This is a genomic window from Aeromicrobium sp. P2_G6 (genome assembly GCF_056403535.1).
This window is the reverse complement of record NZ_JBFUFH010000003.1, coordinates 21,723-40,143: the sequence shown is the minus strand read 5'-3', so window position 1 is coordinate 40,143 and position 18,421 is coordinate 21,723. Positions and strand designations below refer to the sequence as shown.

General features: G+C 67.8%; 17 protein-coding genes. 13 read left to right on the top strand and 4 right to left on the bottom strand.

Annotated features, from left to right (window positions below; all coding sequences use genetic code 11):
• Positions 1 to 4: 4 nt before the first annotated feature.
• The gene (locus AC1DVU_RS11165; RefSeq protein ID WP_476922513.1) at positions 5 to 1,039 is read right to left on the bottom strand and encodes a sugar ABC transporter substrate-binding protein; all 1,035 of its coding nucleotides are present in this window, start codon (positions 1,037 to 1,039) and stop codon (positions 5 to 7) included.
• A 212-nt stretch (positions 1,040 to 1,251) separates the two neighbouring features.
• On the opposite strand from AC1DVU_RS11165, the gene AC1DVU_RS11160 reads away from it, so the two are divergent.
• Both AC1DVU_RS11160 and AC1DVU_RS11155 read left to right on the top strand, forming a co-directional pair.
• Positions 1,252 to 2,277: a LacI family DNA-binding transcriptional regulator gene (locus AC1DVU_RS11160; RefSeq protein WP_476922512.1), complete on the top strand. Its 1,026-nt coding sequence runs from the start codon at positions 1,252 to 1,254 to the stop codon at positions 2,275 to 2,277.
• 51 nt (positions 2,278 to 2,328) lie between these two features.
• Positions 2,329 to 3,261 (top strand): tyrosine recombinase XerC, encoded by a 933-nt coding sequence (locus AC1DVU_RS11155; RefSeq protein WP_476922511.1) that lies wholly within the window; start codon positions 2,329 to 2,331, stop codon positions 3,259 to 3,261.
• A 77-nt stretch (positions 3,262 to 3,338) separates the two neighbouring features.
• Here AC1DVU_RS11155 and AC1DVU_RS11150 read toward each other — a convergent pair whose 3' ends face one another.
• Entirely contained in the window at positions 3,339 to 4,229 is an 891-nt protein-coding gene (locus tag AC1DVU_RS11150) for a peptidoglycan DD-metalloendopeptidase family protein (RefSeq protein WP_476922510.1), read from the bottom strand.
• A gap of 311 nt (positions 4,230 to 4,540) precedes the next feature.
• Here AC1DVU_RS11150 and rpsB point away from each other — a divergent pair, with 311 nt between their 5' ends.
• The 8 genes from rpsB to rlmN all read left to right on the top strand — a co-directional run bounded on the left by rpsB (position 4,541) and on the right by rlmN (position 13,482).
• Positions 4,541 to 5,665: a 30S ribosomal protein S2 gene (rpsB, locus tag AC1DVU_RS11145; RefSeq protein WP_476922509.1), complete on the top strand. Its 1,125-nt coding sequence runs from the start codon at positions 4,541 to 4,543 to the stop codon at positions 5,663 to 5,665.
• 40 nt (positions 5,666 to 5,705) lie between these two features.
• Positions 5,706 to 6,527 carry a translation elongation factor Ts gene (gene tsf / locus AC1DVU_RS11140; protein ID WP_476922508.1) on the top strand — a complete coding sequence of 274 codons (822 nt, stop codon included), beginning with the start codon at positions 5,706 to 5,708 and terminating at the stop codon, positions 6,525 to 6,527.
• A 53-nt stretch (positions 6,528 to 6,580) separates the two neighbouring features.
• Positions 6,581 to 7,336: a UMP kinase gene (pyrH, locus tag AC1DVU_RS11135; RefSeq protein WP_476922507.1), complete on the top strand. Its 756-nt coding sequence runs from the start codon at positions 6,581 to 6,583 to the stop codon at positions 7,334 to 7,336.
• Between the two features lie 38 nt (positions 7,337 to 7,374).
• Positions 7,375 to 7,929 (top strand): ribosome recycling factor, encoded by a 555-nt coding sequence (gene frr, locus AC1DVU_RS11130; protein ID WP_200955078.1) that lies wholly within the window; start codon positions 7,375 to 7,377, stop codon positions 7,927 to 7,929.
• Positions 7,919 to 8,794: a phosphatidate cytidylyltransferase gene (locus tag AC1DVU_RS11125; RefSeq protein ID WP_476922506.1), complete on the top strand. Its 876-nt coding sequence runs from the start codon at positions 7,919 to 7,921 to the stop codon at positions 8,792 to 8,794. The genes frr and AC1DVU_RS11125 overlap by 11 nt, the downstream gene beginning before the upstream one ends.
• A gap of 19 nt (positions 8,795 to 8,813) precedes the next feature.
• Positions 8,814 to 11,270: a circularly permuted type 2 ATP-grasp protein gene (locus tag AC1DVU_RS11120; protein ID WP_476922505.1), complete on the top strand. Its 2,457-nt coding sequence runs from the start codon at positions 8,814 to 8,816 to the stop codon at positions 11,268 to 11,270.
• Entirely contained in the window at positions 11,267 to 12,175 is a 909-nt protein-coding gene (locus AC1DVU_RS11115; protein ID WP_476922504.1) for a transglutaminase family protein, read from the top strand. The genes AC1DVU_RS11120 and AC1DVU_RS11115 overlap by 4 nt, the downstream gene beginning before the upstream one ends.
• A gap of 176 nt (positions 12,176 to 12,351) precedes the next feature.
• Positions 12,352 to 13,482, top strand: a complete 1,131-nt coding sequence (rlmN, locus tag AC1DVU_RS11110) for a dual-specificity RNA methyltransferase RlmN (protein WP_476922503.1) — start codon at positions 12,352 to 12,354, stop codon at positions 13,480 to 13,482.
• Here the strand turns inward: rlmN and AC1DVU_RS11105 are convergent.
• Positions 13,479 to 15,203 (bottom strand): TIGR03767 family metallophosphoesterase, encoded by a 1,725-nt coding sequence (locus tag AC1DVU_RS11105; protein WP_476922502.1) that lies wholly within the window; start codon positions 15,201 to 15,203, stop codon positions 13,479 to 13,481. The genes rlmN and AC1DVU_RS11105 overlap by 4 nt on opposite strands.
• A 119-nt stretch (positions 15,204 to 15,322) precedes the next feature.
• Here AC1DVU_RS11105 and AC1DVU_RS11100 point away from each other — a divergent pair, with 119 nt between their 5' ends.
• Both AC1DVU_RS11100 and AC1DVU_RS11095 read left to right on the top strand, forming a co-directional pair.
• A complete protein-coding gene (locus AC1DVU_RS11100; RefSeq protein WP_476922501.1) occupies positions 15,323 to 16,042 on the top strand; it encodes an enoyl-CoA hydratase in 720 nt (239 codons plus the stop codon).
• Entirely contained in the window at positions 16,042 to 16,491 is a 450-nt protein-coding gene (locus AC1DVU_RS11095) for an AMP-binding protein (protein ID WP_476922500.1), read from the top strand. Before AC1DVU_RS11100 ends, AC1DVU_RS11095 begins: the two co-directional genes overlap by 1 nt.
• A gap of 109 nt (positions 16,492 to 16,600) precedes the next feature.
• Here the strand turns inward: AC1DVU_RS11095 and AC1DVU_RS11090 are convergent, their stop codons facing one another.
• Positions 16,601 to 17,077: an Lrp/AsnC family transcriptional regulator gene (locus AC1DVU_RS11090; protein ID WP_476922499.1), complete on the bottom strand. Its 477-nt coding sequence runs from the start codon at positions 17,075 to 17,077 to the stop codon at positions 16,601 to 16,603.
• A gap of 158 nt (positions 17,078 to 17,235) precedes the next feature.
• Between AC1DVU_RS11090 and AC1DVU_RS11085 the strand changes: the two genes are divergently transcribed.
• Positions 17,236 to 18,396 (top strand): polyamine ABC transporter substrate-binding protein, encoded by a 1,161-nt coding sequence (locus AC1DVU_RS11085; RefSeq protein WP_476922498.1) that lies wholly within the window; start codon positions 17,236 to 17,238, stop codon positions 18,394 to 18,396.
• Positions 18,397 to 18,421 lie beyond the last annotated feature (25 nt).

Sequence of the window (18,421 nt, the reverse complement as noted above, 5' to 3'; positions counted from 1 at the left end):
AGATTCACTTCGCGATCAGCTTCTCGATCGGGTTGTCGAACGGCTCGATCGGCTTCGGGAACGAGGAGATCTGCTTGGCTGCGTTCGCCTTGTCGATGAACGCGATCGGCGCGACGACGCGCGCGGGGATCTTCTTGCCCTCGTGCAGCGCGATGCACGCCTGGACCGCGAGCTGGCCCTCGGCGTACGGGTACTGCGTGATCGTCCCGTAGAGCGTGCCGGCCTGGACCGCCTTGAGCGCATCCTGGATGCCGTCGACCGAGATGACCTTGATCTGGTCGGCCTTGCCGGCGTTCTTGATCGCCTGGGCGGCGCCGAGGCCCATCGTGTCGTTCGCCGCGAAGATGCCGGTGATGTCGGGGTGCGCCTTGAGCAGTGCCTCGGTGACCTGTAGGGCCTTGTCCTGCTCGTAGTCAGCGGGGGTGCGCTGCACGATGTCGAGCTTGCCCGCGACGGTGTCGCTGAATCCCTTGTTGCGGTTGATGCCGTTCTGCTCACCGGCGATGCCCTGGAGGATCGCGACCTTGCCCTTGCCGCCGAGCGCCTCGAGCATCTTCTCGCCGGCGATCTTGCCGGCCATCAAGTTGTCCGAGCCGATGAACGAGGCGTACGAGACGCCGGCCTTCTCGGAGGCAGCGGCATCGATCTGGGTGTCGAGGTTGAGGATCGGCGTCTTCTTCTTCGCGACCGGCACGAGAGGCGTGATGACATTCGTCGCGTTGACCGGAACGACGCCGAAGCAGCCATAGCCCTGGTTGGCCAGGGTCGAGATCTTGGCGTTCTCGCCGTCCGCGTCGGTCTCGCTGCTGCCGGCCTGCACGTTGACCTTGACACCCTGAGCCTTGCCCTCGGCGATCGCGCCGTCTCGGAGTGCCGCCCAGTAGGGGTTGGTGAAGTTGCGGGTGGCGATCGCGATCTTGAACTCGTCCTTGGACGACGAGCTCGAGTCGTCGGCTCCGCGGCCGCATGCGGCCAGCATCGTGAGGCTCGTCGTGGCGACGATCCCGATCATGGCGGTGCGCCGGATTGAAGTGGTCATGATGTCCTTTTCGGGGTTGTGCTCTCGGCTGTTGACGGTTGCGATGGCTACAATCAACACGTGTTGATTGCGTAGTCTGCGTCGGCTGTTCGGCCCGCGTCAAGACCCCACTGCGGACTTTCAGAACTTTGTTCGTTGCTCGGACAGGGCGTCGCGCCGATAACGTGGCGCATGTCCGGACGAGAAATTCACGCTGAGGAGGATGGACATCGATGGCGGTGACCAGGGCAGATGTCGCGCGTCGCGCAGGGACCTCACCAGCGCTTGTGAGCTACGTCCTCAACGGGGGGCCGCGAAAGGTCGCGCCGGCGACGCAGGCGAGAATTCTTCAGGCGATCGACGAGCTCGGCTACCGTCCCAACGCCGTCGCCCGATCCCTTCGGATGGCCAGAGGTCACTCACTCGGGCTGATCCTCCCCGACAGCTCGAACCCGTACTTCGCCCTGTTGGCCCGCGCTGTCGAGGAAGTCGCCTACCGATCCGGCTATCCCTTGCTCGTCGGCAACGCCGCAGATTCCGGGGAGCGTGAGATCGGCTATCTTCACGCGTTCGTGGACCGGCAGGTGGAGGGGATCCTCGTGATTCCCACGGCGGAGGATGACGTGCTGGAGATGGAGTTCGCGAAGGTCGGTGTACCCCTCGTCGTGCTTGACCGGTCGCTCGACGAGACGGCGTTCGCCAACGTGGTCGCGGCATCCGTCGACGGCTCTCGAGACGCCGTCCGGCACCTGATCGAGCACGGCCACACCCGGATCGCGTGCCTCAGTGGTCCGGCGGTGTCGGTGTCCAAGGAGCGGGTCGCCGGCTTCCGGCAGGCGCTGGCCGACGCCGACCTCGAACCGGGCCGGGTGCTGTCACGACCCTTCGGCGGCAGCGCCGGGTACGACGCCCTGCCGGCGTTGCTGGAAGGACCAGACGCACCCACCGCCTTGTTCGTCACGAGCGACCTCGCCGCGATGGGCCTCCTCCGCGCCGCGTTCGACATGGGGCTGGACGTTCCGCGGGACCTGGCCGTCGTGTCGTTCGACGGCATCGAGTACGCCGCCTACACGCGGCCGGGGCTCACCACCGTGAGCCAGCCGATCACGCAGATGGCCGAGGTCGCCACGCAGCTGTTGATGGATGCGCTGGGCGGCGGCACGATCCCGCCAGGAACCCGTGCGTTGCCGACCGAGCTGGTCCGTCGAGGCTCCTGCGGGTGCTCCGATGCGTTCGCCGGGGCGATCGCGCAGGTGTGAAACCGGCGCGCCGACCTCTGCCGAGCGCCTGAAACGCCGAGACTGGTGTCGATGACAGCAGAGTCTGAGGGACCGGGCGAAGCCTGGTCGGCGGTCCTCGCCGCCTACGAGCAGCACCTGCGGGCCGAGCGTGACCTCTCGGCCCATTCGGTGCGCGCTTACCTCACGGACCTCGAGAGCCTGGCCATGCACGCCGAGCGGCTCGGCGTCCATGACCCGGCCGGGTTGTCGATACGTACGCTCCGCAGCTGGCTCGCCAACCTGCAGACGCTCGGTCGTGCGCGCACGACGATCGCTCGCAGGGCGACCTCGGCGCGGGTGTTCACCCTGTGGCTCGCCCGAACGGGCCGGGCGCCGGCGGACGCCGGGGCGCTGCTGGCCAGCCCCAAGGCTCACCGCGAGCTGCCCGTGGCGCTCAGCGAGACCGAGGTCAGGGCTTTGCTCGACGCGACGGTCGAGTCCTTGGCGGAAGACGGGCCGCGCGGTCTTCGGGACCTTGCGATCCTCGAGGTGCTCTACGCCACGGGCATCCGGGTCGGCGAGCTGGTCGGGCTCGACATCGACGACCTTGACCGTGGCCGCAGGGTCGTCCGCGTCTTCGGCAAGGGACGCAAGGAGCGCTCGGTGCCCTACGGCCTGCCGGCGTCGGAGGCGATCGAGCTGTGGCTCGGACGCGGCCGCCCGGCGATCGCCACGGAGTCGAGCGGTGCGGCAGTCTTCCTCGGGACGCGGGGGAGCCGCATCGACCAGCGCGCCGTACGCCGCATCGTGCACGAACGCCTCGCCGCTGTCGACGGTGCTCCCGATCTGGGACCGCACGGCCTGCGGCACACCGCGGCAACCCACCTGCTCGAGGGCGGGGCAGACCTGCGCAGCGTGCAGGAGATCCTCGGCCATGCCTCGCTCGGCACGACGCAGATCTACACCCACGTCAGCAACGAGCGCCTCAGAGCCGCCTACAAGCTCGCTCACCCCAGGGCCTAGCCCTCGCTGAGAGTGACGTTTCCGTCGGGGCATGGCGGCGTGTCGCGACCTGAACGTCACTCCCAGCGGGGGAGTCGCTACAAGAACTCCTGGGGGTTCACGGGCTTGCCGGACGTGAGCACCATGAAGTGCAGGTGGCAGCCGGTCGACAAGCCCGTCGTCCCGGAGCGGGCGATGACCTGCCCGGCGGTAACTCGGTCTCCGACCGACACCGACTGCGAGCTCAAGTGGTTGTAGGACGTCTCGAATCCCGGTCGATGGCGGATGACGACGCGTTTGCCGTAGGCGCCGCTGCTGGACCGACCGGTCACGGTGCCGGCCGCAGCCGCGTGGACCGGTGTGCCGCACGGGACGCCGAAGTCGGTGCCGTCGTGGAGCTTGCGCTCGCCAGTGATGGGGTGGACCCGCATGCCGTACGGCGAGGTGATCGGTCCGCCGACCGGGCGTTGCAGGCCATGACCGCCGACGCCGGCGGGTGGAGCAGGCGGCTTGCCCTTCGGGTCGATCAGCCGGAACCGGCCACCGCCGAGCAGCTCGAGCGGGTCAAGGTAGTCCTCACCCGCCACGCGACCGAGGTGCAGGCACGCACCCGGGCAATGACTCGGTGAGCCGAGGAGCGTGCCGATCCGCTGGCCCGGACGCACCGCGTCGCCGACCTTCACCTGTGGTTGGACCGGCTGGTAGGTCGACCGTTCCTGACCGTGGTCGATCGTGACGACGCCGACCCCGCCGACCTCGCCGGCGAAGACCACCCGGCCGGCAGCAACCGCGCGGACCGCGTCTCCGGTGCCCCCTCTCAGGTCGACGCCACGGTGACCCGGACCGTAGTCCGTCACCGGCGGATCGAAGCGCTCGCCGACCGCATGGTCGTCGAGGGGCCAGGTCCACGGGTCCGGGGCACCCGCGTGCACAGCGGATGGCGCGACGAGCAGCAGCAGGAGCGTGGCGACAGAGATTCGACGGAGCATGGGACCAGCCAAGACCGGCGACGCAGGGCTGCGCACCGACCGGCGTACGAGCTGGGGACAACCGCGCGTGGACCAGCGGTTTGTGGATTTCCTCCGGGACGGTCCGTTGCCCTAGACTGGGGCCAACCACTTTTTCGGAAGTGGAATTCGCGCGCCTGTTTCCGTATGACGCGAGAGCTGAATACGGATGATGCCCTGGTCTGTCCGCAACGCTGGACAGTTGGAACGTCAAGAGAACAGGCGCCAGGTCACCGTCAACCGGCGGTGAGACAACCAGGAACGGCACACGTGTGCCACAAGGAGATACGACCATGGCCGTCGTCACCATGCGCCAGCTGCTCGAGAGCGGCGTTCACTTCGGGCACCAGACCCGTCGCTGGAACCCCAAGATGAAGCGATTCATCTTCACCGAGCGCAACGGCATCTACATCATCGACCTGCAGCAGTCGCTCGCCTACATCGACGCCGGCTACGAGTTCGTCAAGAACACCGTCGCCCGCGGCGGCACGATCCTGTTCGTCGGCACCAAGCGCCAGGCGCAGGAGCCGATCGAGGAGCAGGCCAAGCGCGTCGGTATGCCCTACGTCAACCAGCGTTGGCTCGGCGGCATGCTCACCAACTTCCAGACGATGCACCAGCGTCTTCAGCGTATGAAGGAGCTCGAGGAGATCGACTTCGACGACGTCGCGGGATCCAACCGCACGAAGAAGGAGCTCCTCGGCATGAGCCGCGAGTACGCGAAGCTCTCGCGCACCCTTGGTGGCATCCGGGACATGGGCCGCACGCCGTCCGCCGTCTGGATCGTCGACACCAAGAAGGAGCACCTCGCGGTCGACGAGGCCAAGAAGCTCGGCATCCCGATCATCGCGATCCTCGACACCAACTGCGACCCCGATGACGTCGACTTCCCGATCCCGGGCAACGACGACGCCATCCGCTCGGTCGGCCTGCTGACCCGCGTCATCGCCGACGCCGTCGCCGAGGGACTCATCGCCCGTGGTGGCAGCAAGACCGGCGAAGAGGAGCCCGGAGCCGAGCTCGGCGCCGAGGAGCCCTTGGCCGACTGGGAGCGCGAGCTGCTGGAGAAGAAGGACGCCGAGGCCGCCACTGAGGCGACCGAGGCCACTGCCGCTCCCGCCGCTGAGGCGCCGGCCGCTCCGGCTGCCGACGCTGCCGACGAGGTCCCCGTCGCCGACGTGAAGGCTGACGAGGCCAAGGCTGACGAGGCTGAGACCAAGAAGGCTCCCGCCAAGAAGGCCCCGGCTGCCAAGAAGGCTGCCGCTGCCGACGAGGCTCCCGCCGACGAGGCGCCCGCCAAGAAGGCGCCCGCCAAGAAGGCCCCGGCTGCCAAGAAGGCCGACGCTGACGAGGCTCCGGCCAAGAAGGCGCCCGCCAAGAAGGCTGCCGAGAAGGTCGACGCCGACGCCGCCGAGTGATCTCGGCACACACGACAACCTGAGAAGCGAGAAGAGAAACATGGCTATCACCGCCACAGAGGTCAAGAAGCTCCGCGACGCCACCGGCGCCGGCATGATGGACGCCAAGAAGGCGCTCACGGAGGCTGACGGCGACTTCGACAAGGCGATCGAGGTGCTCCGCATCTCGGGCGCCGCCAAGGCCGCCAAGCGTGGCGCTGAGCGTGAGGCTTCGGCCGGGCTCGTCGCCAACTACGGCAACGCGATCGTCGAGCTCAACTCCGAGACCGACTTCGTCGCCAAGAACGACCAGTTCATCGCTCTGGCTGAGGAGCTGGCGGTCCTGGCCGACAAGGTCAAGCCCGCCGACGCCGCGGCTTTCGCGACGGAGACGCTCGACAACGGCAAGACCGTTGCCGAAGCCGTCGCCGACCTCGCGGTCGTCATCGGCGAGAAGATCGAGCTCGGCCGTGTCGCCAGCTTCGACGGCAACGTCGCGACCTACATGCACCGTCGCGCCAGCGACCTGCCGCCCGCCGTCGGCGTGCTGGTGGAGTTCGAGGGCGACGAGGCGGCGCACGATGTCGCCCGCGGCGTGGCGATGCAGATCGCCGCGATGCGTCCTCGCTACCTCACGCGTGACGAGGTCCCCGCCGACGTCGTCGCCAAGGAGCGCGAGATCGCCGAGGCGACGGCTCGCGAAGAGGGCAAGCCCGAGCAGGCCATCGCCAAGATCACCGAAGGACGCCTCAACGGGTTCTTCAAGGAGACCGTGCTGCTCGACCAGGCGTCCGTCCAGGACAACAAGAAGACCGTCAAGGCTCTTCTCGATGAGGCCGGCGTGACGCTCAAGCGTTTCGCGCACATCGAGATCGGCGCCTGACACGCGACAAGCTCAAGGCAAGCACTCGCACGACCAACATCGGAGGCCGGAACGTGGACACTGACAACGCTCAGGAAGTCGACGCTCCGGCCTCTGGTCATGGGCTCAAGCGCGTGCTGCTGAAGCTGTCCGGCGAGGTGTTCGGCGGCGGCAAGATCGGCATCGACCCGGACGTCGTCAACGGCATCGCCAAGCAGGTCGCGGAGGCCGTGGCCGAGGGTGTCGAGGTCGCGATCGTCGTCGGTGGCGGCAACTTCTTCCGCGGCGCCGAGCTCAGCCAGCGCGGCATGGACCGCTCGCGCGCCGACTACATCGGCATGCTGGGCACCGTCATGAACTGCCTCGCGCTGCAGGACTTCTGCGAGAAGCAGGGCATCGAGACCCGCGTCCAGTCCGCCATCACGATGGGCCAGGTCGCCGAGCCCTACATCCCGCGTCGCGCGATCCGCCACCTCGAGAAGGGGCGCGTCGTGATCTTCGGTGCCGGAGCCGGTATGCCGTACTTCTCGACCGACACGGTCTCCGCGCAGCGTGCGCTGGAGATCGGCGCGGACGCGGTGCTGATGTCCAAGAGCGGCGTCGACGGCGTCTACTCGGCCGACCCGCGTACGGACCCGACCGCCCGCAAGTTCGACGAGATCACGTTCGACGACGCGTTGCGCCTGGGGCTCAAGGTCGTCGATGCGGCAGCATTCGCGTTGTGCATGGAGAACAAGCTCCCCATGATCGTGTTCGGCATGGAGGGCGAGGGCAACATCGCCCGCGTGCTCCGTGGTGAGAAGATCGGAACGCTGGTCCACGCCGCCTAGGCGTACGGACCGACCCAGAACCGGATGGAGACATCGTGATTGACCAGACCCTGCGTGACGCCGACAGCAAGATGGCACGAGCCGTCGAGCACACCCGCGAGGAGTTTGCCGCTATCCGCACGGGCCGCGCCCACCCGGCGATGTTCGCCCAGATCACCGCCGAGTACTACGGCCAGCAGACTCCGCTCAACCAGCTCGCCGGCTTCCAGGTGCCCGAGCCGCGCACCGTCATCATCCAGCCCTACGACGCCGGCGCCAAGCCGGCGATCGAGAAGGCGATCCGCGAGTCGGACCTCGGCGTCAACCCGAGCGATGACGGCAAGGTGCTGCGTGTGACGCTGCCCGAGCTGACTGAGGACCGCCGCAAGGAGTACATCAAGCTGGCGAAGACCAAGGCCGAGGAAGGCCGCGTCTCCGTACGCAACCTGCGCCGGGCCGCCAAGCAGGCGCTCGACAAGGCCGAGAAGGACTCCGAGATCAGCAAGGACGAGAACGTCGGCGCCGAGAAGCGGCTCGACGCGATGACCAAGAAGCACGTCGACACGGTCGATGAGCTGCTCAAGAACAAAGAGGCAGAGCTCCTTGACATCTGAGTCTCCTGCCGAGACCCCAGAGTCGGCGGAGACACCCACCGTCGCCGAGAAGACGAGCCGGGCCGGCCGCAACCTCCCGGCGTCGATCGCGGTCGCCGTCGGCCTCGTCGGGCTCGTCGTGGCGACGCTGTTCATCCAGAAGGAAGCGTTCATCGCGGTCGTGGTGGTCGCGCTCGCGATCGGCCTGTTCGAGCTGACCCGCGCCTTCTCGACCGCGCGCATCAAGATCCCGGTCGCGCCGGTCCTGGCCGGCGGCACGACGATGCTCGTCGGCAGCTACTGGGGCGGCATGGAGACGGCGTCCGTCGCCCTTGCGCTGACGATCATCGGCACGCTGGTGTGGCGGTTGTCCGACGGCGCCGAGGGCTTCGTCCGTGACAGCAGCGCCGGCGTGTTCGTGCTCGGCTACCTCTACCTCATGGGCTCGTTCGTCGTGCTGATGCTGATCGAGGACGACGGCCCGTGGCGCATCGTCGCGTTCATCGTCGCCACGGCAGCCTCCGACATCGGCGGCTATGTCGCCGGCGTCCTGTTCGGCAAGCACCCCATGGCGCCCACGATCAGCCCCAAGAAGTCCTGGGAGGGCTTCGCCGGCTCGCTGATCTTCGGTGTCGCGGCCGGCATCGTGACGATCACGTACGCCCTCGAGGGCGACTGGTGGGTCGGCATCATCCTCGGCATCGCAGGTGTCGTCTTCGCGACGCTCGGCGACCTGTCCGAGTCGCTCATCAAGCGCGACCTCGGCATCAAGGACATGGGTGACCTGCTGCCCGGCCACGGCGGCCTGATGGACCGCCTCGACTCCCTGATCGCCGTGGCACCGGTCGCGTGGTTGATCCTGCACACGCTGGTCCCGGTCAGCTGATCATGTCGGCGGCACGCCGATGACCGCGCTCCGTGACTACTCCGCAGCGGTCACGCAGCCCACACTGACGGCGGGTCCGGCCCGTTACGACGAGGTGGTCGGCCCGGACGGCACGCTGCGGGCCAGCTGGAAGCTGCTCGCCGAGACCGCGGTCCAGCTGACCGACGCCGACCTGCGCCGGGTCAGCGGCGACATCGAGCGGTTCCTCGCCAACGACGGGGTCACCTACACGCCGCCGGAGGAGGAGCCGGGCCCGTGGCGGCTCGACCCCATACCGCTCATCATCGAGGCGGCCGAGTGGGCGCAGCTCGAGATCGGGCTGGCACAGCGCACGGAGCTGCTCAACGCGATCCTGGTCGACCTGTACGGCCCGCAGCGCCTGCTGTCCTCCGGTGTCCTGCCGGCGTCGATCGTGTTCGGGCACGAAGGCTTCCTCCGGGTCGCCGCCCGCGCCTCGACGGCCGACACGCAGCCGCTGCTCCTGGCCGCCGCCGACCTCGGGCGCAACGCGGCAGGGGAGTGGCAGGTGCTCGCCGACCGCGCCCAGGCACCGTCGGGCATCGGCTTCGCGATGGAGAATCGTCGCGTCATCTCGCGGGTCATGCCCGAGATGTACCGCCAGGCCGGGCTCCACCGGATGGCTCCGTTCTTCCAGGCGTTGCGCTCGACCCTGATCGACTCCGCACCCGACAGCAGCCCCAACCCCCGCGTCGTCGTGCTCTCGCCCGGCACACACTCCGAGACCGCGTACGACCAGGCGTTCGTCGCGTCGAGCCTCGGATTCCCGCTCGTCGAGGGCAGCGACCTGGTCATGCGCGACGGCGCAGTGTGGATGCGGGTCTTCGGCCGGCTCGAGCGGGTCGACGTGATCCTGCGCCGGGTCGACGCGGCGTGGAGCGATGCCCTCGAGCTGCGCAAGAACTCGCAGCTCGGCGTCGCCGGCCTGTCCGAGGCGGTCCGCCGGGGCAATGTGCGGGTCGTCAACGGTCTCGGCTCCGGGGTGCTCGAGAACCCCGCGCTCCTGCCGTTCCTGTCCGCGATGTGCGAGATGTTGCTCGACGAGCCGTTGCGTCTGCCGTCGGTGCAGACCTACTGGACTGGTGACCCGCGCTCCCAGGCGTACGTGCTGGACAACCTCGACGACCTCGTCGTGCGGACGATCGACCATCCCGTCGACCTCGCGGGAGTGCCCAAGGACGAGCTGTGGGCGGCGATCGTCGCCGAGCCGCACCGTTACGTCGGCCAGGAACCGCTCGTGCTGTCGCAGTCCCCGACCGTCGACCCCCGTGGCGTACGCCCGCAGGTCCTGACGCTGCGGACGTTCACCCTGCGCTACGGGTCGACGTACCGTCCGCTGATCGGCGGCCTGGCCAATGTCTTCGAGTCCGGCCGGCCGGCGTCGAGCAAGGACGTCTGGGTGCTGAAGGACAAGCCCGAGGACCCGGACCAGGGGCTGACGGACGTACTGCCGCTGACCAACGTACGGGCGCCGGCGGCGATGGTGCCACGCGTGCTGGAGGACATGTTCTGGTTCGGTCGCTACGCCGAGCGGGCCGAGGACATGCTCCGCCTCGTGCTCACGGCTCATGCGAGCGCTGAGGACTTCCGGTCGCGCCCGCACACCGCCGGAGGGGCGAGCCTTGCGGTGCTGATGCGTGCCATCGCCCGGCTCAGCGGGTCGCCGTTCGGGCCGGACCAGCTCGACGAGGACTTCCGCTCGCTGCTGCTGGACGCGCACCGGCCGGGGTCGGTGGCCCAGTCGATCAGCGCTCTGCGCGATGCGGCGCAGAGCGTGCGCGACCAGCTCTCGCCCGACACGTGGCAGGCATTCAGCTCGACCGATCGCGCCTCGGCGGCGCTCAAGAGCTATCACTACAGCCACCAGGTCGCCGAGAGTGCCGGCCGGATGCTGACCGGCATCCTGTCGCTGCAGGGTGTGACGGCCAACATGATCCGCGATCCGGGTTGGCGCATGATCGGGACCGGACGAGCCGTCGAACGCGGCCTGCAGCTGTGCCACCTGCTGCGCTCGACGACCACGGTCCGGCGTGGCCTCGACGTCGACCGCGACCTCAACACTGCCGTGCTCTCGGCCGCCGAGAGCGCCGTCACCCATCGCATGCGCTACCGCGGATACGTACGCCTCGCAGGCGTCCTCGAGCTGTTGCTGACCGACCCGGACAACCCGCGGTCGCTCGCTTTCGGCATCGCCGAGCTGCGGGAGCACCTCGCGGCGATGCCGGGCTCGACAGGTTCGACCCGTCCCGAGCGCCTGCTCGACGACCTCGCCGACGAGCTCGACCGCGCCGACATCGCCGCCCTCACGGCGATCTCGGGTGAGCACCGGCCCAACCTCGAGCGCTTCCTCGACGGCTATGTGGCCCAGCTGACGCGCTTCGCCGACGCGGTCGGCGAGCTGCACTTCGCCGCAGGCCCCGCACCGCGCTCGTTCGGCTTCGCGACGGTGACCGAATGACGACCAGATATCGCGTCTCGCACCGAACGACGTACTCGTACGACGACGACGTCAGCGACAGCCTCGGGATCGCCTACCTCGTCCCGCGCGAGCTGCCGTGGCAGCACGTCGCCTCGCACGAGCTGACGCTCGACCCTGCGACCGACGATGCGACGACCGACCTGGACTACTACGACAACACCGCGACCTACTTCCAGGTGACCTCTCCTCACCGGGTGCTCGACATCCTCGCCACCAGCGAGGTCGAGGTCGACGCGCCGTCGTACGACCAGGCGACGCTCGCGGTGCCATGGGAGTCGGCCCGGCCGATGCAGTGCGAGGACGTGGCCGACGCGTGGCGTGCGCAGGACTTCGCGCTGCCCTCTTCGCTCGTCGACCAGACGGCAGCGGCGCGGGCGTACGCTGCCGAGTCGCTCACGCCGGGGCGCCCGCTGGGGGATGCGGTCACCGATCTGATGCACCGGATCCACACCGACTTCAGGTACGACAAGACCGCGACGACCGTGACCTCGACGATCGACGACATCCTCGACAAGCGAGCCGGGGTCTGCCAGGACTTCGCGCACCTCACGCTCGCCTGCCTGCGCGCGCATGGGCTCGCGGTCCGCTATGTCAGCGGCTACCTCGCGACGACCCCGCCACCGGGCAAGGAGCGGATCGTCGGAGCCGACGCGACGCATGCGTGGGCGGCCGTGTGGATCCCCGGTGGTGGCTGGCTCGCGGTCGATCCGACCAACGACCAATGGGTCAACGACCGTTATGTCACGGTCGCGTGGGGCCGCGACTACGCCGACGTGCCACCGGTCAAGGGCGTCATATTCACCGAAGCGAAGAAGTCGACCCTCAAGGTCGAAGTGGACGTCGCGCCGGTCCTTGGCCAAACCGAGTCCTCGCCGGTCGAGTAGCAAGCTTGCTCTGCAAGCGGCGTATCGAGACCCCGCGAGCCGTCATGCTCGCGCAACGACTCGACCTCACGAGATGTGGTCTCGATACGGGTCCTCGTACCTCGGACCCACTCGACCACCGAGTGGTTGACGCGACGATTTCAGGGCATGGGGCCCTGAATGAGAGAATGGAGAACGTGTCCTCCGTCAACCCGAACCCGCTCCCGCTCGTCTTCGAGCAGAAGCGCGGCCGCGTCAAGCCTCCGCGGCACCTGGCCGACCTGAGCGCCGATGAGCGTACGGCCGTCGCTGAGGCGCTGGGCGAACCCGCGTTCCGGGTCAAGCAGGTCGCCAACCACTACTACGCGCGCCTCGAGCGCGACCCGGCCAACATGACGGACCTGCCGGCGGCGAGCCGCGACCGCATCGTCGCCGAGCTGCTGCCGACGCTGCTCGACCCCGTCCGCACGCTCGAGGCCGACAAGGGCACGACCCGCAAGACGCTGTGGCGGCTGTTCGACGGCGCTCTCGTCGAGTCGGTCCTGATGCGCTACGCCGACCGCGCCACGATCTGTGTGTCCAGCCAGGCCGGTTGCGGCATGGCGTGCCCGTTCTGCGCCACCGGTCAGGGCGGCCTCGAGCGCAACATGAGCGCCGCCGAGATCGTCGACCAGGTGGTCGACGGCGCGAGCGCCATGGCGACCGGCAAGGTGGCCGGAGGACCCGGCCGCCTGTCCAACGTCGTGTTCATGGGCATGGGCGAGCCGATGGCCAACTACAAGGCCGTGATCGGCGCCGTACGCCGCATGGTCGCGCCGACCCCCGACGGCCTCGGCATGTCGGCGCGCAACATCACGGTCAGCACCGTCGGCCTCGTGCCGCGCATGAAGCAGCTCGCGGACGAGGGCATCCCCGTCACCTTGGCCCTGTCCCTGCACGCACCCGACGATGAGCTGCGCAACGAGCTCGTCCCGATCAACACCCGCTGGTCCGTGCACGAAGCCGTCGAGGCGGCATGGGAGTACGCCCAGAAGACCAAGCGCCGCGTCTCGATCGAGTACGCCATGATCAAGGACATCAACGACCAGGCCTGGCGCGCTGACCTGTTGGGCGACGTCCTCCAGTCGTACGGCGACTGGGGCTGGGTGCACGTCAACCTGATCCCGCTCAACCCGACACCGGGCTCCAAGTGGACCGCCTCGCGGCCTGAGGACGAGCGTGAGTTCGTCCGTCGCCTGATCGCCAAGGGCATCCCGACGACCGTGCGGGACACCCGCGGCAGCGACATCGACGGCGCCTGCGGCCAGCTGGCTGCCGTCGAAGGCTAGACGCCCGCGGGTTTCGGGCTCAGCAGCTCGAGGTTGCGGTCGGCGGTCGTGCCCTCCTGCGCCGAGGTGCGCTGCTGCGGATCGTTCATCGCGAGCTCGCGCGCGAGGCCGGCCAACGCCACGGGGTCGTTGAGGGCGCCACCGTATGCCGCGGGCCCGGCGTGGTCGACCATCGTCGTGAAGATCGAGATCGTCCCGTCGTTGTTGTCGACGAGCTCGATGAGGCGCGACTGCTGCGGGAAGTCGATGTGCGACGCGGTGTTGATCTCCCAGAACCCACCGGACCCGTCCGGGCGAGCGTGCGCCCACACCTGGTTCTGGTGCGTATGACCGTTGACCCACGCGACGACGTTGGGGTGGGCGAGCAACAGGCTGACGACGGCCTCGCCGAGCACACGAGGCTGCAGGTCGAGGCCGGTCGCGATGAGCGGGTTGTCCATCGTGCCGGACGTGTGGTGGCTGAAGATCATGACGTACATGTCCGTCGATGACGCCAGCAGGTTGGTCAGCCAGGTCATCTGCTTGCCGTCGAGGGAGCCGGTGTCGTAGCCGTTCGGGTTGACCGAGTCCAGCACGATGCAGCGGACGTCGCCCTTGTCGAACGAGTAGTAGGCGGTGTTCTCGGCCTTGTTCTGAGCCGTGAAGCCGTGACCGACCGGTGTGCCAGCGGTCTTGAAGTGCTCTGCGACGACCTCCGCCCGGTTGATGTGGCGCCGATTCAGGTCCGGCGACACCAGGCGCACCGACGAGACCCCGAGAGCGCCGAGCAGCACGTTGGGGTCGGCCGACTTGAGGCTCGTGAGGACGTCGGTCTGCGAGGCGCCGGGCGTCACCGCCATGACCTTGAGGAGGCCCGTCGAGACGAGGCTGAGCGGCAGTGAGTGCGGGAAGTTGCCCTGCACAAGGCCGTCATGGTTGCCGAACGCGGTGTACCAGGGCATGTCCAGGCCTTCGGCCGTGAACGGCTTGCGGGCGGCGCCGAGCAAACCGGGGACCTGCGGGAACCCGAAGACGGACTTGTAGATGTCGGCCTTCTGTCCCAGCGGAGGGGCGTCGGGGTGCCAGTAGTGACGGTCGTACGTCACGTTGTCGGACACACCTTCGTACTGCGCCAGGTTGCCCGAGTCGGGGGTGATCGTCTTGCCGCCGTCGAGGATGTCGATGTTCCAGCGGAACTCGTTCTGCTGGCAGTTGTCGGAGTTGTCGCCGGTCTGGATCGCGAACGCCAGCGGAGTGCCACTGACCGGGGCGGCCTCGACGTCGTTGATCGCCCGCACCATCGACTCGGCGACCTGCAGCGTGAGCATCTCGTGCGCCCGGTAGCTCGACGACAGGAGCCCGAGGATCGGGTCTCCGGGCGAGTACTGGTCCTCGAGCCGGTCGACGTACTCCAGCCGCATGGGCGACTGCGCGTCGACGAGGTGCACGTCGGTCATGTGGGCGAAGGCGAGCACGGGCGAGCGGGTCGACGTGCGCGCGGGGTTGGCGGTCCCTCCGAGGTCGGTGCGCAACGTGTGCGGCTCACCGGACTTGACGATGACCGGGGCATAGCCGCCGGCACCCGGAGTCCCGCGTACGAGCGTGCGGGCCAGCGTGGTGTGCTGCGGGGTCAACTGCCCGGTGACGGCCCACGCCGCGGGAGACAGCGCGAGATCGGTGAACGCTGCGGCGCCTCCGATCACGGCGCCGGACTGGATCAGGGCACGGCGGGAGAGCGTCATGGCGTTTCAACGAGCCAGGTGCATGTGAGGTTACTCACAAGTCATATCGGGGTTGCAGGGCGGACCGCCTCGCGCCGGATCGCGGCCGATAGCGTGGTCGCGACTCTGGGAGGAGATCCATGCTCGGTGTGACAACGGACGGCCCCGTCGCCATCCTCGAACTCCAGCGCGAAGACCGACGCAACGCGCTCAACCTCGAGCTGTGCCGCGAGATCCACGCGGCGGTCGATGCGGCGGTCGACGGGGGAGCGCGGGTCATCGTCGTCACCGGACGGGGCACCGCGTTCTGCTCGGGCGCGGATCTCGGCGGGGTGTACGGGCCGGAGTTCCTCGACGCGCTCTACGGCATGCTCCATCACCTCGCGAAGCTCCCGGTCCCGCTCATCGCTGCGATCAACGGCCCAGCGATCGGTGCAGGCACTCAGCTGGCGATCGCGTGTGACCTCAGGGTTGCGGACGCGACGGCGAAGTTCGGCGTGCCGACCGCGCGCAACGGCCTCGCCGTGGATGCCTGGACCATCCGTACGCTGGCCGCCATCGCCGGGGCGGGCCCGGCGCGTCGCCTGATGCTGGCCGCCGAGACGTTTGACCGTGACACGGCGCTCGGCATGGGCCTGGCGGACAGGCCGGGGACGCTCGCTGACGCTGTCGCCTGGGCACACGAGATCGCCGAGTTCGCGCCGCTGACGCTGGCGCACAACAAGCTCATCCTCAACGGGTCCACCGACGACGACGCCGTCATCGCCGAGAGCTTCGACGCGGTCTGGGCCAGCGCGGACGTACGCGAAGGGGCGGCGGCGCGGGCCGAGAAGCGTACGCCGAAGTTCGAGGGACGCTGATGAACAGCTTGATCTTCCGCGTGCTCGACCATCACGTCGTCCACGGACTCGCTGACGAGCTCGCGATCCAGGACGACCGCGGCATGATGTCGTACGCCGAGCTGCTCCACGAGTCGGCCTCGGTCGCCGGCGCGTTGACGAATGTCGGCATCGGGCGGGGTTCCGGCGTGCAGATCGACCTCGAACACGGGCGGGAGCTGGTCGTCGCCGTGCTGGCGTGCACACGGGTCGGCGCGGTGCCGCGTGCGTCCGCCGAGTTCAGGCTCGCCGGGATGCCGCCCGTGCTCCACACACCGGACACCGAGGTGTCGTGGGACCTGCTGATCAAGACCGGCCGCATGGACCCTGCGCCGGCGCCTCCTGATGACCCGGAGGACTACGAAGCGCTGATGCGCGGGGCATACCCCGACATCTTCAGCGCACTGGAAGCCGGCAGGACGATCAGCTGACGTGGTCTCGATACGATCCCTCGTTCCTCGGGATCATTCGACCAGCGAGTACTCGCTGGTCGAGTAGCAAGCTCGCTCAGCGAGCGGCGTATCGAGACCTCGCGAGCTGCTACCGCACACCCCAGGCGTACGTCTGCTTCTCCAGGCGCAGGTAGACGAACGTCTCGGTCGTGACGACGCGATCGAGGGCGCTGATCTGCTCCGACACGAGCTCGAGGAGCTCCTCGTCGCTCTCGACCACGATCTCCGCGAGGATGTCGAAGCGACCCGTCGTGATGACGACGTAGTCGAGCTTGTCCATCGCCGCGAGCTCCGCGGCGACCTCGCGCACGTTGCCGGTCACCTTGACGCCGATCATCGCCTGGCGGGCGAAGCCCATCTGCATCGGATCGGTGACCGCCACGACCTGCATGACGCCACTCTCGATGAGCTTCTGCACCCGATGTCGTACCGCAGCTTCCGACAGGCCGACCTTCTTGGCGATCGCCGAGTAGGACAGACGGCCGTCATCCTGCAACAGCTCGATGATCTGCTTGGCGGTGTCGTCGAGGTGTGCTCCCCGGCCTTCAGGTCTACGCTCGGTCATGACGGCCATTGTGCCGTACGACGACGGATTCCGTCGCGTCGAATTTCGCGGGAGTTCGACGTTTTCCTTAATGAAACACGATCTTTACCGCGGAATCCCTTGTCGTGGCTTCATAATCTTGCGAGTATTCGTGGTCAGGACAATCGCGAGGGCGGGATATGGCTGGATTCGAACGACGAACTCTGCTCAAGGGCGCTGGAGGTTTGGCGGCACTCGGTGTGAGTGCCGGGGCTCTGACGCTTTTCGACACACCCGACCGCAAGCAGGACCCAGACGACTGCAAGGCGAAGGATGTCTCGTCGACCGACAAGAACCTGGTCGTGTCGAACTGGCCGGAGTACATCGACGAGGACGACGGCGACTACGTCTCGACGTTGAGCCAGTTCGAGAAGGACACCGGCATCAAGGTCTCCTACACGGCGGACGTCAACGACAACAACGAGTTCTTCGCCAAGGTGTCCAACCAGCTCGGGTCGTGCAGCTCCTCCAAGCGCGACATGTTCATGCTGACTGACTGGATGGCCGCCCGGATGATCCAGGTCGGTTGGATCCAGAAGCTGGACGCGTCCAAGGTGCCCAACCTGCACGCCAACATCATCGACTCGCTGAAGACGCCGGGCTGGGACAAGAAACGTGACTTCTCTGCACCATGGCAGAGCGGCCTGACCGGCATCGCCTACAACAAGTCCAAGATCGGCGAGGTCAAGTCGTTCAGCGAGCTGTTGACCCGCAAGGACCTCAAGGGCAGGGTGACGATGCTGACCGAGATGCGCGACACGATGGGATTCCTGTTGCTGCTCGAGGGCGCAGACCCGGCCAACTTCACCGACGCGCAGTGGAGCAAGGGGCTGGAGCGCCTGAGGAAGGCCAACGCCGACGGCCAGTTCAGGGCGTTCACCGGCAACGACTACGTGCAGGACCTCGCGTCGGGCAACGTCCTGGCCGCGGAGGCGTGGTCGGGCGACATCGCCAATGCCGGCGACGACAACCTCGTGTGGATCCCGCCGGAGGAGGGGGTCATGATCTGGGCCGACAACATGTTGATCCCCAACCTCACGACCCACAAGGCCAACGCCGAGGAGTGGATCAACTACTACTACGAGCCTGAGGTGGCGGCCAAGCTGGCCGCCTACAACAGCTACATCTGCCCGGTGAAGGGCGCTCAGGAGGCCATGGAGAAGGTCGATCCCGACCAGGTCGACAACGTTCTCATTTTCCCGACTGAGGAATCACTCGCCGCGACCCATGGCTTCATGGAGCTCGACGAGGCCAAGATGCGAACCTACGAGAAGGAATTTGCCGATGTCACAGGTGCATGATGGGCCGACTACGTCGGCGACGAGT

What these genes read in the sequence shown, in the direction of transcription:
- AC1DVU_RS11100 (WP_476922501.1), top strand. Translation starts at nt 15,323, where the DNA reads ATGCTCGGTGTGACAACGGACGGCCCCGTCGCCATCCTCGAACTCCAG.
- AC1DVU_RS11095 (WP_476922500.1), top strand. Translation starts at nt 16,042, where the DNA reads ATGAACAGCTTGATCTTCCGCGTGCTCGACCATCACGTCGTCCACGGA.
- AC1DVU_RS11090 (WP_476922499.1), bottom strand. Translation starts at nt 17,077, where the DNA reads ATGACCGAGCGTAGACCTGAAGGCCGGGGAGCACACCTCGACGACACC.
- AC1DVU_RS11155 (WP_476922511.1), top strand. Translation starts at nt 2,329, where the DNA reads ATGACAGCAGAGTCTGAGGGACCGGGCGAAGCCTGGTCGGCGGTCCTC.
- AC1DVU_RS11105 (WP_476922502.1), bottom strand. Translation starts at nt 15,203, where the DNA reads ATGACGCTCTCCCGCCGTGCCCTGATCCAGTCCGGCGCCGTGATCGGA.
- AC1DVU_RS11150 (WP_476922510.1), bottom strand. Translation starts at nt 4,229, where the DNA reads ATGCTCCGTCGAATCTCTGTCGCCACGCTCCTGCTGCTGCTCGTCGCG.
- tsf (WP_476922508.1), top strand. Translation starts at nt 5,706, where the DNA reads ATGGCTATCACCGCCACAGAGGTCAAGAAGCTCCGCGACGCCACCGGC.
- AC1DVU_RS11165 (WP_476922513.1), bottom strand. Translation starts at nt 1,039, where the DNA reads ATGACCACTTCAATCCGGCGCACCGCCATGATCGGGATCGTCGCCACG.
- AC1DVU_RS11085 (WP_476922498.1), top strand. Translation starts at nt 17,236, where the DNA reads ATGGCTGGATTCGAACGACGAACTCTGCTCAAGGGCGCTGGAGGTTTG.
- AC1DVU_RS11120 (WP_476922505.1), top strand. Translation starts at nt 8,814, where the DNA reads ATGACCGCGCTCCGTGACTACTCCGCAGCGGTCACGCAGCCCACACTG.
- AC1DVU_RS11115 (WP_476922504.1), top strand. Translation starts at nt 11,267, where the DNA reads ATGACGACCAGATATCGCGTCTCGCACCGAACGACGTACTCGTACGAC.
- AC1DVU_RS11160 (WP_476922512.1), top strand. Translation starts at nt 1,252, where the DNA reads ATGGCGGTGACCAGGGCAGATGTCGCGCGTCGCGCAGGGACCTCACCA.
- rpsB (WP_476922509.1), top strand. Translation starts at nt 4,541, where the DNA reads ATGGCCGTCGTCACCATGCGCCAGCTGCTCGAGAGCGGCGTTCACTTC.